This window comes from Cupriavidus taiwanensis, assembly GCF_900250075.1.
GTDB lineage: Bacteria > Pseudomonadota > Gammaproteobacteria > Burkholderiales > Burkholderiaceae > Cupriavidus > Cupriavidus taiwanensis_C.
In genome coordinates this window covers 367,687-382,161 of sequence record NZ_LT977071.1, presented here as the reverse complement: position 1 = coordinate 382,161, position 14,475 = coordinate 367,687, and the positions used below count along the sequence as shown (strand labels likewise).

Here is a 14,475-nt window from a genome sequence, read left to right as displayed (position 1 = left end):
AACCCTTGCCCCACAACGCTTTGCGGCTGCTGGCACGGTCTTCGCAGTAAGGCCCGCGTCCAGCCACGCCAAGGAGCGCGCCATGAACACCCCGTCCATCCCGTTGTTCGAAGCCACCCCGCGCTATGTGCGGGTCGAGGGCCGAACCCCGGAAGGCTTTGTGCAATTCGCCTTCAGCGTGGCCGACCCCGAGCTCAACGTCGAACTGATCATGCCGGAGCCCATGTTCGAAGCCTTCTGCTGCGTCAACCGCGTGCGCTTCCTGCCTGCGCTCGAAGCCTCGCCGCAGCCCGAAGCCGACGACTGACTCGGCCGCCCACCGCCGCCACCACATTACAAAGAGAAGGGACACAGGAGACCAAGCGATGCAAGTCGATATCAAGACCCAGCAGATCCAGCCGCTGCGCCAGACCTACGGCCACGTGGCGCGCCGCTTCGGCGACAAGCCGGCGTCGCGCTACCAGGAGGCGACCTACGACGTGCAGTCGGAGGTGAACTTCCACTACCGCCCCACCTGGGACCCCGGCTTCGAGCTGTACGACAAGCGCCGCACCGCCATCGTGATGCATGACTGGTATGCGTTGAAGGACCCGCGCCAGTTCTACTACGGCGCCTATGTGACCGCGCGCGGGCGCCAGCAGGACGCCGCCGAGAAGAGCTTCGCCTTCGTCGAGAGACGCGGCCTGCTGCAGGCGCTGCCGGCCGAATGGCAGGAGCGCCTGGCCACCGGCCTGCTGCCGCTGCGCCACGTGGAGTGGGGCGCGAACATGAACAATTTCTACTGCGCCGACTACGGCTGGGGCACGGCCATCACGCAGGCCTGCACCTACTGCGCCATGGATCGCCTCGGCATCGCCCAGTACTTGTCGCGCATCGGCATGCTGCTCGACGGCAATACCGGCGTCGCGCTGGAGCGGGCCAGGGTGGCCTGGCTGGAGGGGCCCGCGTGGCAGCCGCTGCGCTGCTTTGTCGAACACACCTTCGTCACCGCGGATTGGTTCGAGACTTTCGTCGCCCAGAACCTGGTGCTCGACGGGCTGCTCTACCCGCTGGTCTACCAGCATGCCGATGCGGTCATTGCACGCGCCTGCGGCACCGGGCTGGCAGTGCTGACCGAGTTCATGAACGACTGGCGCGACGAGCATGCGCGCTGGGTCGATGCAGTAATCCAGGCCGCCGCTGCGGAGTCCGACGCGAACCGCGCGCTGCTGTCCGGCTGGGCGCACGCCGCTGCGGCGCAGGTAGCCGAAGCGCTGATCCCCGTTGCCAACGCACTGACCGGAGCCGACGGCGCGCAGATGGTGGCGCTGTGCCGCGAACAGTTTGAAGTCCGCCTGAACAAGCTCGGCCTTGCTGCCTGAGCGCAAAGAAGGAGACCCGCCATGACCACCGCCGCCAACGTCTACATCGCCCTGCAGAACAACGACGACACCCGCCCCATCATCGACGCCATCACCGAAGCCAATCCGCACGCCGTGGTCGCGCAGTTCCCGGCCATGGTCAAGATCGACGCCCCCGGCCAGCTGACCATCGTGCGCGAGCTGGTCGCCGGCAAGCTCGGCCGCGACTGGGACCTGCAGGAGATCCACCTCAACCTGATCTCGCTGTGCGGGAACATCGACGAAGACGAAGACGCCTTCACGCTGCGCTGGAACGCCTGAGCCCACGCACACAGGACAACACGGAGACATCATGGACGCACGCAAGAAGCTCAACCTGCGCGAGAAATACGCCTCGATGACGCGCGACCTCGCCTGGGAAACGACCTATGAGCCGATGGACAAGGTCTTTCCCTTCGACAAGTACGAAGGGATCAAGATCCACGACTGGGACAAGTGGGAAGACCCGTTCCGCATGACCATGGACGCGTACTGGAAATACCAGTCGGAGAAGGAGCGCAAGCTGTACGCGATCATCGACTCGTTCGTGCAGAACAACGGCCACCTCAACGTGTCCGACCCGCGCTACCTGAACGCGCTGCGGCTGTTCCTGACCGGCGTGACGCCGCTCGAGTACGCCGCGCACCGCGGCTATGCCCACCTGGGCCGGCACTTCCGCGGCGCGGGCGCGCGCGTGGCGGCGCAGATGCAGTCGATCGACGAGCTGCGCCACGCGCAGACCCAGCTGCATACGCTGTCGGTCTACAACAAGTACTTCCACGGCTTCGGCGAATGGCGCCACATGCACGACCGGGTCTGGTACCTGTCGGTGCCCAAGTCCTACTTCGAAGACGCGATGAGCGCGGGGCCGTTCGAGTTCATCACCGCGATCTCGTTCTCGTTCGAGTACGTGCTGACCAACCTGCTGTTCATGCCGTTCATGTCGGGCGCGGCGTACAACGGCGACATGGCCACCGTGACCTTCGGCTTCTCGGCGCAGTCCGACGAGTCGCGCCACATGACGCTGGGGCTGGAGGTGGTCAAGTTCCTGTGCGAGCAGGACCCCGGCAACATCCCGATCCTGCAGAAGTGGCTCGACAAATGGTTCTGGCGCGGCTTCCGCCTGCTGACGCTGGTCGGAATGATGATGGACTACATGCTGCCCAAGCGCGTGATGTCGTGGGCCGAGGCGTGGGAGATGTACTTCGAGCAGGCCGGCGGTGCGCTGTTCAAGGACCTGGAGCGCTACGGGCTGCGCATGCCCAAGTACCACGAGGTCGCCACCAGGACCAAGGACCGCATCACGCACGAGGCGTGGGGCACTTTCTACAACTACGCGGCCGCGGCGGGCTTCCATACCTGGATCCCGAAGGCCGACGAGATGGCGTGGCTGGCCGAGAAATACCCCCAGACCTTCGAACGCTACTACAAGCCGCGCCTGGACCACTGGCAGGAGCGGCAGCAGGCCGGCGAGCGCTTCTACAACGCCACGCTGCCGATGCTGTGCCAGACCTGCCAGATCCCGATGGTGTTCTCCGAAGCGGACGACCCCACCCAGACCTGCTACCGCGAAAGCAGCTACCACGGCATGAAGTTCCACTTCTGCTCCGATGGCTGCAAGGACATCTTCGACGACGAGCCCGCCAAGTACGCGCAGGCGTGGCTGCCGGTGCACCAGATCTACCAGGGCAACTGCGGCGGCGCCACGCTGCCTGACGTGCTGCAGTGGTACCGCATCAACCAGGGCGCCGACAACCTCGACTTCGAAGGCTCGCAGGACCAGCGCAACTGGAACGCCTGGAAGGGCATCGCGCCGGCCGCCTGAGCGACGCATCACAGACAAGGAGACAACCATGCCCGTCGTATCCATCGGCGACTACACCTTTGCGCCCGCCGATCGCGAAGATGCATTCCACGGCAACCGCCTGCTCTACATCGGCTGGGACGGCCACCTGCTGTTCTGCGCACCGCACTGCTTTCCGTTCGCGCCGTCGATGCCGCTGCGCGCGGTGGTGCAAGACGTCCTTCCTGGCGTCTACGGCTATCACCCCGACTTCGCCCGCATCGACTGGAGCACGGTGCAGTGGCTGCGCGGCGGCCAGCCGTGGCAGCCCGACCTGGACCGCACGCTGGCAGAGAACGGCCTTGGCCACAAGGAGGTGATCCGCTTCCGCACGCCGGGGCTGGACGGCATCGGCGGCAGCGGCAGCTGATGCGCGGTTAGCAAGCAAGGAGACCGAGATGTATTCGCTGACCATTGAACCGATCGGCCAGACCATTCCCATCGCGCCGGGGCAGACCGTGCTCGATGCCTGCCTGCGCAACGGGGTGTGGCTGCCGCACGCCTGCTGCCACGGCCTGTGCGCCACCTGCAAGGTGCAGGTGGTCGACGGCGAGGTCAACCAGGGCGAGGCCTCCGGCTTTGCGCTGATGGACTTCGAGCGCGACAACGGCCAATGCCTGGCCTGCTGCGCGACAGCGCAGTCAGACCTGGTGATCGAGGCCGATATCGAGGAGGACGCCGATGCGGAGGGCCTGCCGCTGGCCGACTACCGCGCCGAGGTGGTGGCCACGCGCGCGCTGACGCCGACCATCCTCGGCATCTGGCTGAAGCCGAAGGACGGCCAGCGCGCCGCGTTCCAGGCTGGCCAGTACCTGAACCTGCAGGTGCCGGGCTGCGACCAGCCGCGTGCGTTCTCGCTCGCCAGCAAGCCTGGCGACGAACTGGTCGAACTGCATGTGCGGCGCGTGCCCGGCGGACCCGCCACCACTTGGCTGCACGAGCAGCTGGCCACAGGCAGCGAACTGCGCTTCTCGGCCCCGTACGGGCGCTTCTTCGTGCGCAAGTCGGCGCGGGTGCCGATGCTGTTCCTGGCCGGCGGCTCGGGCCTGTCCAGCCCGCGCTCGATGATCCTCGACCTGCTTGCCGCCGGCGAGACGCTGCCGATCACGCTGGTGCAGGGCGCGCGCAATCGTGATGAGCTGTACTACGACGACGAGTTTCACGCGCTGGCGCAGGCGCATGCCAACTTCCGCTATGTGCCCGCGCTGTCGGACGAGCCCGCCGACAGCGGCTGGGACGGCGCACGCGGCTACGTGCATGACGTTCTGCAGCAGCTCTACGCAAAGGACGGCGGCGCCGACTTCCGCGGCCACAAGGCTTACCTGTGCGGCCCGCCACCGATGATCGAGGCCTGCATCCGCACGTTGATGCAGGGACGCCTGTTCGAGGCGGATATCCACACGGAGAAGTTCCTGTCCGCGGGCGATGCGCAAAACAGTGCGCGCAGCCCGCTGTTCAAGATCTGAGCGGGGAGGGCCATGCATGCATACCGTGGAAATCGCCGGCAGCGGGCAGCGCTACGTGTGCGCGCCGGAGCAGAACCTGTTGCGGGCCATGGAAGTACTGGGCCAGCGCGGCATTCCCGCCGGCTGCCGCGGTGGCGGCTGCGGCGTGTGCAAGGTGCGGATTGAGGCCGGGCAGTACCACGTGGGCAAGACGAGCCGGGCTTGCCTGTCGGAGGCCGACCAGCGCGAAGGGCTGGTGCTGGCCTGCAAGACCTATCCCGACAGCGATATCCGGCTTCGGCCGGTGGCGCTGCTGCAGCGCTGCCTTGAGCGGCATGCCGGCAAAAGCGATCACGCATGACCAAGCAGTGAAGACACACACAAGGAGACAGACATGGCATTGACTGGCGTATTGCGCCCGGGGCACGTGGCCCTGCGCGTGCTGGAGCTGGAACCGGCGGTAAGGCACTACACCGAGGTCCTCGGCCTGATCGAAACCGCCCGCGACGAGCAGGGCCGCGTGTTCCTGAAGGCGTGGGACGAGCACGACCACCACAGCGTGGTGCTGCGCGAGTCTGACAGCCCGGGCATGGACTACATGGGTTTTCGCGTCGACAGCGGCCACACGCTGGAGCGGCTGGCGCTGGAGGTAGAGCAGTCGGGGCTGGCCACCGATTGCAAATGGATCGCCGCGGGCGAGCACCCCCACACCGGCGTGCGCTTCCGCTTCACGATTCCCACCGGCCATGCGATGGAGCTGTTCGCGGACAAGGACAAGCCGGGCTGCAAGACCGGCGACCTCAATCCCGATCCCTGGCCGGACGACCTGCGCGGCATGGCACCCAGCCGCTTCGACCATTGCCTGCTGTATGGCGACGATGTCGACGGCACCGTGAAGCTGTTCCGCGATGTGCTGGGGTTCTCGCTGGCGGAGCAGGTGGTGGCCGGGCCGGACGGCGAGGTGCTGATCGGTGCCTTCCTGACATGCTCGAACAAGGCGCATGACGTCGCCTTTATCCGGCATCCGGAGAAGAACCGCTTCCACCATGCCTCGTTCCTGCTCGACAACTGGGGCGAGGTGCTGAAGGCGGCCGACATCATTTCCAAAAAGGATGTGTCGCTGGATATCGGGCCGACGCGGCATGGGATCACGCGTGGGGCGACGATCTACTTCTTTGATCCGTCGGGGAACCGGAACGAGGTGTTTTCCGGCGGCTATATCCACTACCCGGACAAGCCGACGATCACCTGGACGGACAACGAGCTGGGCAAGGCGATCTTCTATCACGACCGCAAGCTGAACGAGGCGTTTTTGAATGTGCTGACCTGAGAGCACAGGCGCCAGCACTTGCCGCTGGTTGGCTCCCCTCTCCCGCCTGCGGGAGAGGGAGCAACCAGTCGGTGAGCGGGAAAGCCGTAGTGGATGCGTCGCCCAACACCAGAGAACCAACATGAAACAATTCAAGAACTTCATCAACGGCGAGTGGGTCGGCACCACCCGCACCTTCGAGAACCGCAACCCCGCCGACAACGCCCTGATCGGCCACGTCCACGAAGCCGGCCAGGCTGAAGTCGACGCCGCCGTGCAAGCCGCGCGCAATGCGCTGCACGGCCCCTGGGGCCGCATGACCGTGGCGCAGCGCGTCGAACTGCTGCACGCGGTGGCAGACGGCATCAACCGGCGCTTCGAGGAATTCGTGCAGGCGGAAATCGCCGATACCGGCAAGCCCTATGCGCTCGCCAGTCATATCGACATCCCGCGCGGCGCTGCCAACTTCAAGGTCTTTGCCGACCTGATCCGCAACGTTCCCACCGAAAGCTTCGCCATGGATACACCGGATGGCGGCAAGGCCATCAACTATGCAGTGCGCAGCCCGCGCGGCGTGATCGGCGTGGTCTGTCCGTGGAATCTGCCGTTGCTGCTGATGACATGGAAGGTCGGCCCCGCGCTGGCCTGCGGCAATACCGTGGTGGTTAAGCCGTCCGAGGAAACCCCCGCCACCGCCACGCTGCTGGGCGAGGTCATGAACGAGGCCGGCGTGCCGCCGGGCGTCTACAACGTGGTCCACGGCTTTGGCCCGGATTCCGCCGGCGCATTCCTGACGGCGCATCCGCAAGTCAACGGCATCACCTTCACCGGCGAAACGCGCACCGGCGAAGCGATCATGAAGGCCGCCGCCAACGGCGTGCGTCCGGTGTCGTTTGAACTGGGCGGCAAGAACGCGGGCATCGTCTTTGCCGATGCCGATTTCGACAAGGCCGTCGCCGGCATCGCCCGCTCGGCATTCGAGAACAGCGGCCAGGTCTGCCTGGGCACCGAGCGCGTCTACGTGCAGCGCCCGATCTTCGAGCGCTTCGTCGCCGCGCTCAAGGCCAGGGCCGAGGGGCTGAAGCTCGGCGCACCGACGGAACCCGGCGTCAACATGGGGCCGCTGGTCTCGCACGAGCACCGCGACAAGGTGCTGTCCTACTACCGCAAGGCCGCCGAGGAAGGCGCGACGGTAGTCACTGGCGGCGGCGTGCCGCAGATGCCCGGCAAGCTCGCCGAAGGCGCGTGGGTGCAGCCGACCATCTGGACCGGCCTTCCCGAAAGCGCCGCGGTGATTCGCGAGGAGATCTTCGGGCCGTGCTGCCATCTCGCGCCGTTCGACACCGAGGACGAAGTCATCTCGCTGGCCAACGCCACGCCGTACGGCCTGGCCGCCACCGTGTGGACCGGTGACCTCGGCACCGCGCACCGCATGGGCAGCGCGCTGGAAGTCGGCATCTGCTGGATCAACGCGTGGTTCCTGCGCGACCTGCGCACCGCGTTCGGCGGCGCGAAGCAATCCGGCATCGGCCGCGAAGGCGGCGTCCATTCGCTCGAGTTCTACACCGAGCTGCGCAACGTCTGCGTCAAACTGTGAGCCTCCACATGCAAAGCGAACAAATCCGCGAACTCGGCGCCAGCCTGCACCAGGCGCTGGCGAGCCGCCGCCCGCTGGCGCCGCTGACCGAGTCCTGTCCCGACCTGACCCTGGATGACGCCTACCGTATCCAGCTCGCCATGGTGCAGCACCGGCTCGACGCCGGGGAGCGCGTGGTCGGCAAGAAGATCGGCGTGACTAGCCGCGTGGTGATGGACATGCTGGATGTGCGTCAGCCTGACTTCGGCCACTTGCTGTCGGGAATGGTGTATGCCGACGGCGCCGCCATTTCCGCCGATTCCCTGATCGCGCCCAAGGCCGAAGGCGAGATCGCCTTCGTGCTCAAGGACGACCTCGAAGGACCTGGCGTGACCAATGCCGATGTGCTGCGCGCCACCGCGTACGTGCTGCCGTGCTTCGAGATCGTCGACTCACGCATCCGCGACTGGAAGATCCGCATCCAGGACACCGTTGCCGACAACGCCTCGTCGGGCGTGTTCGTGCTGGGCGACGCGGCGGTCGATCCGCGCCAGCTCGACCTCGGCACGGTCGGCATGACGCTGGAGAAGAACGGCGAGATCGTCGCCACCGGTGCCGGCGCGGCCGCGCTAGGGCACCCCGCCAATGCGGTGGTGTGGCTGGCCAACACGCTCGGCCGGCTGGGGCTTGGCCTGAAACGTGGCGAAGTGATCCTGTCGGGCTCGCTGGCCGCGATGGTGCCGGTGACCGCCGGCGACCAGCTGCGCATCAGCCTGGGCGGCATCGGCTCGGCCGGCGTGCGCTTCGTCTGACCCCTTCCATCCCTTCAGCAGGACAAAGCCATGAACCTCACGCAAGACACCATCGCCCGGCTGGCCGAGCATCTGGAGAACGCCGAGCTGCACCGGGAAGCCGTGCCGAAGATCACCGACGCGCATCCGGAGATGGACTGGGGCGACGCCTATGCGATCCAGGACGCGATCCGCGCGCGCAAGTTGGCACGCGGCACCCGCATCGCCGGCCTAAAGATGGGCCTGACCTCGTTCGCCAAGATGCGCCAGATGGGCGTGAGCGAGCCGGTGTACGGCTTTCTCACCGACTACGGCGCCTGCATGGACGGCGCCGCCATCGATACCGGCACGCTGATCCACCCCAAGGTCGAGGCCGAGATCGCCTTCGTGCTGAAGGCGCCGCTCAAGGGGCCGGGCTGCCATATCGGCGACGTGCAGGCCGCGACCGACTTCGTGTTGCCGGCGGTAGAGGTGATCGACTCGCGCTACGAGAACTTCCGCTTCGACCTGAAGAGCGTGATTGCCGACAACACCTCGTCGGCGCGCTTCGTTGTCGGCGGCAGCCACCGCGGCGCCGACGGACTCGACCTGAAGACCCTCGGCGTGGTGCTGGAGAAGAACGGCGAGGTGGTCGCCACCGCCGCCGGCGCCGCGGTGCTGGGGCATCCCGCCAACAGCGTTGCCATGCTGGCCAACATGCTGGGCGCGCGCGGCCACGAGCTGCCTGCAGGGACCTTCATCATGACAGGCGGCGTGACCGAGGCCATCGCGGTCGCCGCGGGCGACAGCATCACCGTGCGCTACCAGCATCTCGGCACGGTCTCGATGCGCTTCACCTGATCCCGCGCCGCGAACGTCTGGAAAAAGGAGACACACCATGCCGATCTTGCAGGTCTTCCTGATCGAAGGCCGTACCGACGAACAGAAGGCGCGCCTGATCCGCGCGCTGACCGATGCCGCGGTGGAAGCGGTGGGCGCGCCGGTGGAAACCGTGCGCGTGATGATCACCGAGGTGCCAAAGACGCAGTTCGGCATCGGCGGCACCACCGCCAAGGCGCTGGGGCGCTGAGCACTGCGCAATGGAGACAGCGAAGACAACGGAGAGGACAGCAACATGGACATGAAAGCAAACGCCCGGCACAAGGTGGCCATCATCGGTTCGGGCAATATCGGCACCGACCTGATGATCAAGGTGATGCGGCAATCGCAGCATCTGGAGATGGGCGCCATGGTGGGCATCGACGCGGCGTCGGACGGGCTCGCCCGCGCCGCGCGGCTGGGCGTGCCGATCACCGCGGAAGGAATCGACGGGCTGGTCGCCATGCCCGGCTTCGGCGAGATCCGCATCGCCTTCGATGCCACCTCGGCCGGCGCGCACGCGCACCACAACCGCGTGCTGCAGCAGCACGGCGTGCGCGTGATCGACCTGACGCCGGCGTCGATCGGTCCGCACGTGGTGCCGGTGGTCAACCTCGACCAGCACCTGGCGGCGCCCAATATCAACATGGTCACGTGCGGTGGCCAGGCCACCATCCCGATGGTGGCGGCGGTGTCGCGCGTGGCCAGGGTGCACTACGCCGAGATCGTCGCGTCGATCTCCAGCAAGTCGGCGGGGCCGGGCACGCGCGCCAATATCGACGAATTCACCGAGACCACCAGCCAGGCACTGTGCTCGGTGGGCGGTGCGGCGCGCGGCAAGGCCATCATCGTGCTGAACCCGGCCGAGCCGCCGCTGATGATGCGCGACACCGTCTTCACCTTGTCTGACGATGCCGATACGGCGGCGATCGAGGCGAGCATCGAAGCGATGGCGCAGGCGGTGCAGGCCTACGTGCCGGGCTACCGGCTCAAGCAGCGCGTGCAGTTCGAGCGCATCGACCCCTCGGCGCCGCTGAATATCCCGGGGCTGGGACCGATGAGCGGGCTCAAGACCTCGATCTTCCTCGAGGTGGAGGGCGCCGCGCACTACCTGCCGGCCTATGCCGGCAATCTCGACATCATGACCAGCGCCGCGCTGGCCTGCGCCGAGCGCCTGGCCGCGACCCGGCTGTCCGCCTGAGCGCGGCCCAATCACCGCAGGGAGACGAACATGAACTTACCGTCCAGCACGCCCAACACGCCCAACAAGAAGCTCTATATCTCCGACGTGACGCTGCGCGACGGCAGCCACGCGATCCGCCACCAGTACAGCCTGGAACACGTGCGCCGCATTGCCGCGGCACTCGACGCGGCCCGCGTCGATTCGATTGAAGTGGCGCACGGCGACGGGCTGTCGGGCTCCAGCTTCAACTACGGCTTCGGCGCGCACACCGACCTGGAGTGGATTGCGGCCGTGGCCGAAACCGTGCGCCATGCCCGCGTGGCCACGCTGCTGCTGCCCGGCGTGGGCACGGTGCATGACCTGCGCGCCGCCTACGACGCCGGTGCGCGCGTGGTGCGCGTGGCCACGCACTGCACCGAGGCCGACGTCTCGCGCCAGCATATCGAATACGCGCGCAAACTGGGCATGGATACCGTCGGCTTCCTGATGATGAGCCACATGACCACGCCCGCGGCGCTGGCGCAGCAGGCGAAGCTGATGGAAAGCTACGGCGCCCAGTGCGTGTATGTGGTCGATTCCGGCGGCGCGCTGGGCATGCAGGACGTGCGCGAGCGCTTTCGCGCGTTCAAGGATGTGCTGCGTCCGGAAACCCGGACCGGCATGCATGCCCACCACAACCTGAGCCTGGGCGTGGCCAACTCGATCGTCGCGGTGGAAGAAGGCTGCGATCGCATCGACGCCAGCCTGGCCGGCATGGGCGCCGGCGCCGGCAACGCGCCGCTCGAAGTCTTTATCGCCGCAGCCGAACGCCTGGGCTGGCAGCACGGCTGCGATCTTTACACGCTGATGGATGCCGCCGACGACATCGTGCGCCCGCTACAGGACCGCCCGGTCCGCGTCGACCGCGAGACCCTGGCGCTGGGCTATGCCGGGGTCTATTCCAGCTTCCTGCGCCACGCCGAAGCCGCCGCGGCGCGCTACGGGCTGGGCACGGTCGACATCCTGGTCGAACTGGGCAAGCGGCGCATGGTGGGCGGACAGGAGGACATGATCGTGGATGTTGCGCTGGACCTGCTGGCGCGGCGCGATACGCCGGCCGTCGCGAGTGGCGCCGGCATGTGAGCTGCGGCGCACCGCTTTTCGCTCCCTCGCACCAATTGCACCCGCCCCCCACTCTTGTGGGGAACAGTTCACCGGCTCGCTACCGTTAGCCCCCGCAACAAAGAGCACGGATGCCAGCCAGGGCCATGTGCCCTGGCGCTCCCGCACACCGTGTCGACCGGCAGGAACGGGCGCGCAGTGGCATGCCGAAGTCGGGCATGCAACAGGGTTAGAACCATAACAACGGAAGCGCATACGTCTTCTTGGACGGTAAGGGGAGTGATCATGAGTGTTTTCAGGAGTCTGTCTATCCGCACGCGGCTGCTGGCCGGGTTCGGCACGCTGGCGGGCGTGGTGCTGGTGGTGTCGGCGTACTCGCTGCATGCGCTTGGCGAGGCGACGGCGGGTTTCAATGACTACCTGAACGGGTTGAATGCCCGGGCGGAAATGGCTGCGCAGGTGCGCAACGCGGTCGACCGGCGTGCCATCGCGGCGCGCAACCTGGTGCTGGTGACGGACGCTGCCGAGCTGGAGCGCGAGAAGGCTGATGCCCTGCGCGCGCACGCAGACGTGCAGGCCCGGCTGGCGCGGCTCAGCGAGATGGTGCGCCAGCCTGGCGTCAGCGAAGAGGCGCGCAAGCTGGTGGAGGAGGTCGCCAAGGTCGAGGCGCAGTATGGTCCGGTCGCCACCGGCATTGTCCGGCTGGCAGTCGAGCGCAAGATCGAGGAGGCCATCGGCCGGATCGACAAGCAATGCCGTCCGTTGCTGGCGGCGCTGATCAAGTCGACCGATGCCTACGCCGAGTTCACCAAGACCCGGCAGAAGGAAATGGAGCGCAGGCTGGAGGCGGACTACGAGCGCCAGCGCAACCTGCTGATCCTGATCTCGCTGGTGTCCGCGGTCATTGCGCTGGCCGGCGGCGTGCTGATCACACGTGCCATCACGCGCCCGATCCAGCGCGCCGTGGAGGTGGCCGGCACCGTCGCCGGCGGCGACCTGGGCGCGCGCATCGAAGTGGACCGCCATGACGAGACCGGCCGGTTGCTGGCGGCATTGCGCGACATGAACGAGCGCCTGACCGCTACCGTCACCCGCGTGCGCGCCAGCAGCGGCAATATCGCCATCAGCACCAGCGAGATCGCAAGCGGCAATGCCGACCTGAGCAGCCGCACCGAGGAGCAGGCGGCCTCGCTGGAGCAGACCGCGGCCAGCATGGAGGAGCTGACCGAGACCGTGCGCCAGAACACCGAGAACGCGCGCCAGGCCAGCGAACTCGCGCGCAGCGCCGCCGATGTGGCGCAGCGCGGCAGCACCACGGTGCAGCGCGTGGTCGGCACGATGCAGGACATCAGCGCCAGCTCGGACAAGATCGCGGAGATCACCGGCATCATCGAGGGCATTGCGTTCCAGACCAATATCCTGGCGCTGAATGCCGCGGTGGAAGCGGCACGCGCCGGCGAGCAGGGCCGGGGCTTTGCCGTGGTGGCGAGCGAGGTGCGTGGGCTGGCCCAGCGCTCCTCCAGCGCGGCCAAGGAGATCAAGGAGCTGATCGAGGCATCGGGGCGCCAGGTGCAGGATGGCTCGTCGCTAGCCAGCGAGGCCGGCCAGACCATGGCCGAGGTGACCCAGGCGGTGGCGCGCGTGACCGGCATCGTCGAGGAGATCGCGACGGCGTCGGCCGAGCAGACCCGCGGCATCGAGCAGGTCAACCAGGCCATCGTGCAGATCGACCAGGTCACGCAGCAGAACGCGTCGCTGGTGAGCGAGGCGGCCAATGCCTCGCGCGCGCTGGAAGAGCAGGGTCGCGAACTGAGCGAGGTGGTGGCGTTCTTCCGCCTGCCGGGTGAGGGTGGTGCACGTGTCGGGGCGCCCGGTTTGGCGCCGCGTGCGGTGGGTGCGATGGCGACGGCGTAGCGCCGCCGTACTCCCTCTCCCGAAGCGGGAGAGGCGAGCAAACCGGCAGGTGCATGGGCGGCGCGGGGCGGGTAGACTTGCCTGTCCCGCTACACTTCTTCCCCGCCATCGCCATGCCGAACTTGCCGATCTCCTTCGAAGACGTCGTCGCCGCCCACGACCGCATCCGCGCGGCCGCCCACCGCACCCCGGTGCTGACCTCCGCCACCGCCGACGCAGCCACGGGGGCGCAGCTCTTCTTCAAGTGCGAGAACTTCCAGCGCATCGGCGCCTTCAAGTTCCGCGGCGCCTATAACGCCATCGCCCAGTTCACGCCGCAGCAGAAGGCCGGCGGGGTGCTGGCGTTCTCCTCCGGCAACCATGCACAGGCGATCGCGCTGTCGGCGCGCCTGCTGGACGTGCAGGCGGTGATCGTGATGCCGCAGGACGCCCCCGCGATCAAGATCGAAGCCACGCGCGGCTATGGCGCCGAGGTGGTGCTGTACGACCGCTACCGCGACGACCGCGAGGCCCTGGGCCGGCGCATCGCCGCAGAGCGCGGCATGACGCTGATCCCGCCCTACGACCACCCACACGTGATGGCCGGGCAAGGCACGGCGGCCAAGGAACTGTTCGAGGAAACCGGTCCGCTGGACATGCTGGTGGTGTGCCTGGGCGGCGGCGGCCTGCTGTCCGGCTGCGCGGTGGCGGCACAGGCGATGTCGCCCGGCTGTGCCGTGTACGGCGTCGAGCCGGAGGCCGGCAATGACGGCCAGCGCAGCCTGCGCAGCGGCGAGATCGTCCGCATCGACACCCCGCGCACCATTGCCGACGGGGCGCAGACGCCTTACCTCGGCAACCACACCTTTGCCGTGATCCGCGAACTGGTCACGGACATCGCTACCGTGTCGGACGCCGAACTGATAGAGACCATGAAGTTCTTCGCCGGCCGCATGAAGATCGTCGCCGAGCCCACCGGCTGCCTGGCCGCGGCCGCAGTGCTGCATGGCAAGCTCGATGTGAAGGGCAAGCGCGTGGGCATCATCGTGTCGGGCGGGAATGTGGATCTGGGGGCGTTTGCGGGGTTTGTCGGCTAA

The 14,475-nt window shown here is 67.3% G+C and carries 16 protein-coding genes; all 16 read left to right on the top strand.

What is annotated here, in order from left to right; translation table 11 throughout:
- The first annotated feature begins 82 nt into the window (after nt 1–82).
- Nucleotides 83–307 (top strand): phenol hydroxylase subunit, encoded by a 225-nt coding sequence (locus CBM2588_RS18170; protein ID WP_115681821.1) that lies wholly within the window; start codon nt 83–85, stop codon nt 305–307.
- Nucleotides 308–365: 58 nt separating this feature from the next.
- Entirely contained in the window at nt 366–1,361 is a 996-nt protein-coding gene (locus CBM2588_RS18165; protein ID WP_115681820.1) for an aromatic/alkene monooxygenase hydroxylase subunit beta, read from the top strand.
- Nucleotides 1,362–1,382: 21 nt separating this feature from the next.
- The gene (locus CBM2588_RS18160) at nt 1,383–1,661 is read left to right on the top strand and encodes an MmoB/DmpM family protein (RefSeq protein ID WP_115681819.1); all 279 of its coding nucleotides are present in this window, start codon (nt 1,383–1,385) and stop codon (nt 1,659–1,661) included.
- 31 nt (nt 1,662–1,692) lie between these two features.
- The gene (locus CBM2588_RS18155) at nt 1,693–3,204 is read left to right on the top strand and encodes an aromatic/alkene/methane monooxygenase hydroxylase/oxygenase subunit alpha (RefSeq protein WP_115681818.1); all 1,512 of its coding nucleotides are present in this window, start codon (nt 1,693–1,695) and stop codon (nt 3,202–3,204) included.
- A gap of 28 nt (nt 3,205–3,232) precedes the next feature.
- Nucleotides 3,233–3,592, top strand: coding sequence for a phenol hydroxylase subunit P4 (locus CBM2588_RS18150; RefSeq protein ID WP_115681817.1), 360 nt, complete (start codon nt 3,233–3,235; stop codon nt 3,590–3,592).
- 28 nt (nt 3,593–3,620) lie between these two features.
- Nucleotides 3,621–4,688, top strand: a complete 1,068-nt coding sequence (locus CBM2588_RS18145; RefSeq protein ID WP_115681816.1) for an NADH:ubiquinone reductase (Na(+)-transporting) subunit F — start codon at nt 3,621–3,623, stop codon at nt 4,686–4,688.
- A gap of 16 nt (nt 4,689–4,704) precedes the next feature.
- A complete protein-coding gene (locus tag CBM2588_RS18140; protein ID WP_115681815.1) occupies nt 4,705–5,028 on the top strand; it encodes a 2Fe-2S iron-sulfur cluster binding domain-containing protein in 324 nt (107 codons plus the stop codon).
- A gap of 33 nt (nt 5,029–5,061) precedes the next feature.
- Entirely contained in the window at nt 5,062–5,997 is a 936-nt protein-coding gene (locus CBM2588_RS18135; RefSeq protein WP_115681814.1) for a catechol 2,3-dioxygenase, read from the top strand.
- A 121-nt stretch (nt 5,998–6,118) separates the two neighbouring features.
- Nucleotides 6,119–7,573 carry a 2-hydroxymuconic semialdehyde dehydrogenase gene (locus CBM2588_RS18130; protein WP_115681813.1) on the top strand — a complete coding sequence of 485 codons (1,455 nt, stop codon included), beginning with the start codon at nt 6,119–6,121 and terminating at the stop codon, nt 7,571–7,573.
- 8 nt (nt 7,574–7,581) lie between these two features.
- Complete coding sequence (dmpE, locus tag CBM2588_RS18125; protein WP_115681812.1) at nt 7,582–8,364, top strand: 2-oxopent-4-enoate hydratase; 783 nt, start codon at nt 7,582–7,584, stop codon at nt 8,362–8,364.
- 30 nt (nt 8,365–8,394) lie between these two features.
- Complete coding sequence (gene dmpH, locus CBM2588_RS18120; protein WP_115681811.1) at nt 8,395–9,183, top strand: 2-oxo-3-hexenedioate decarboxylase; 789 nt, start codon at nt 8,395–8,397, stop codon at nt 9,181–9,183.
- A complete protein-coding gene (locus CBM2588_RS18115; protein ID WP_269462455.1) occupies nt 9,152–9,412 on the top strand; it encodes a 2-hydroxymuconate tautomerase in 261 nt (86 codons plus the stop codon). Before dmpH ends, CBM2588_RS18115 begins: the two co-directional genes overlap by 32 nt.
- Before the next feature lie 45 nt (nt 9,413–9,457).
- Nucleotides 9,458–10,402 (top strand): acetaldehyde dehydrogenase (acetylating), encoded by a 945-nt coding sequence (locus CBM2588_RS18110; RefSeq protein WP_115681809.1) that lies wholly within the window; start codon nt 9,458–9,460, stop codon nt 10,400–10,402.
- A gap of 30 nt (nt 10,403–10,432) precedes the next feature.
- A complete protein-coding gene (gene dmpG, locus CBM2588_RS18105; protein ID WP_115681808.1) occupies nt 10,433–11,506 on the top strand; it encodes a 4-hydroxy-2-oxovalerate aldolase in 1,074 nt (357 codons plus the stop codon).
- Nucleotides 11,507–11,770: 264 nt separating this feature from the next.
- Nucleotides 11,771–13,399 (top strand): methyl-accepting chemotaxis protein, encoded by a 1,629-nt coding sequence (locus CBM2588_RS18100; RefSeq protein WP_115681807.1) that lies wholly within the window; start codon nt 11,771–11,773, stop codon nt 13,397–13,399.
- A gap of 113 nt (nt 13,400–13,512) precedes the next feature.
- Nucleotides 13,513–14,475: a threo-3-hydroxy-L-aspartate ammonia-lyase gene (locus tag CBM2588_RS18095; protein ID WP_115681806.1), complete on the top strand. Its 963-nt coding sequence runs from the start codon at nt 13,513–13,515 to the stop codon at nt 14,473–14,475.

Excerpts from the sequence above, each read along its gene's own strand:
- CBM2588_RS18170 (WP_115681821.1), top strand. The coding sequence starts at position 83 with ATGAACACCCCGTCCATCCCGTTGTTCGAAGCCACCCCGCGCTATGTG.
- CBM2588_RS18165 (WP_115681820.1), top strand. The coding sequence starts at position 366 with ATGCAAGTCGATATCAAGACCCAGCAGATCCAGCCGCTGCGCCAGACC.
- CBM2588_RS18160 (WP_115681819.1), top strand. The coding sequence starts at position 1,383 with ATGACCACCGCCGCCAACGTCTACATCGCCCTGCAGAACAACGACGAC.
- CBM2588_RS18155 (WP_115681818.1), top strand. The coding sequence starts at position 1,693 with ATGGACGCACGCAAGAAGCTCAACCTGCGCGAGAAATACGCCTCGATG.
- CBM2588_RS18150 (WP_115681817.1), top strand. The coding sequence starts at position 3,233 with ATGCCCGTCGTATCCATCGGCGACTACACCTTTGCGCCCGCCGATCGC.
- CBM2588_RS18145 (WP_115681816.1), top strand. The coding sequence starts at position 3,621 with ATGTATTCGCTGACCATTGAACCGATCGGCCAGACCATTCCCATCGCG.
- CBM2588_RS18140 (WP_115681815.1), top strand. The coding sequence starts at position 4,705 with ATGCATACCGTGGAAATCGCCGGCAGCGGGCAGCGCTACGTGTGCGCG.
- CBM2588_RS18135 (WP_115681814.1), top strand. The coding sequence starts at position 5,062 with ATGGCATTGACTGGCGTATTGCGCCCGGGGCACGTGGCCCTGCGCGTG.
- CBM2588_RS18130 (WP_115681813.1), top strand. The coding sequence starts at position 6,119 with ATGAAACAATTCAAGAACTTCATCAACGGCGAGTGGGTCGGCACCACC.
- dmpE (WP_115681812.1), top strand. The coding sequence starts at position 7,582 with ATGCAAAGCGAACAAATCCGCGAACTCGGCGCCAGCCTGCACCAGGCG.
- dmpH (WP_115681811.1), top strand. The coding sequence starts at position 8,395 with ATGAACCTCACGCAAGACACCATCGCCCGGCTGGCCGAGCATCTGGAG.
- CBM2588_RS18110 (WP_115681809.1), top strand. The coding sequence starts at position 9,458 with ATGGACATGAAAGCAAACGCCCGGCACAAGGTGGCCATCATCGGTTCG.
- dmpG (WP_115681808.1), top strand. The coding sequence starts at position 10,433 with ATGAACTTACCGTCCAGCACGCCCAACACGCCCAACAAGAAGCTCTAT.
- CBM2588_RS18100 (WP_115681807.1), top strand. The coding sequence starts at position 11,771 with ATGAGTGTTTTCAGGAGTCTGTCTATCCGCACGCGGCTGCTGGCCGGG.
- CBM2588_RS18095 (WP_115681806.1), top strand. The coding sequence starts at position 13,513 with ATGCCGAACTTGCCGATCTCCTTCGAAGACGTCGTCGCCGCCCACGAC.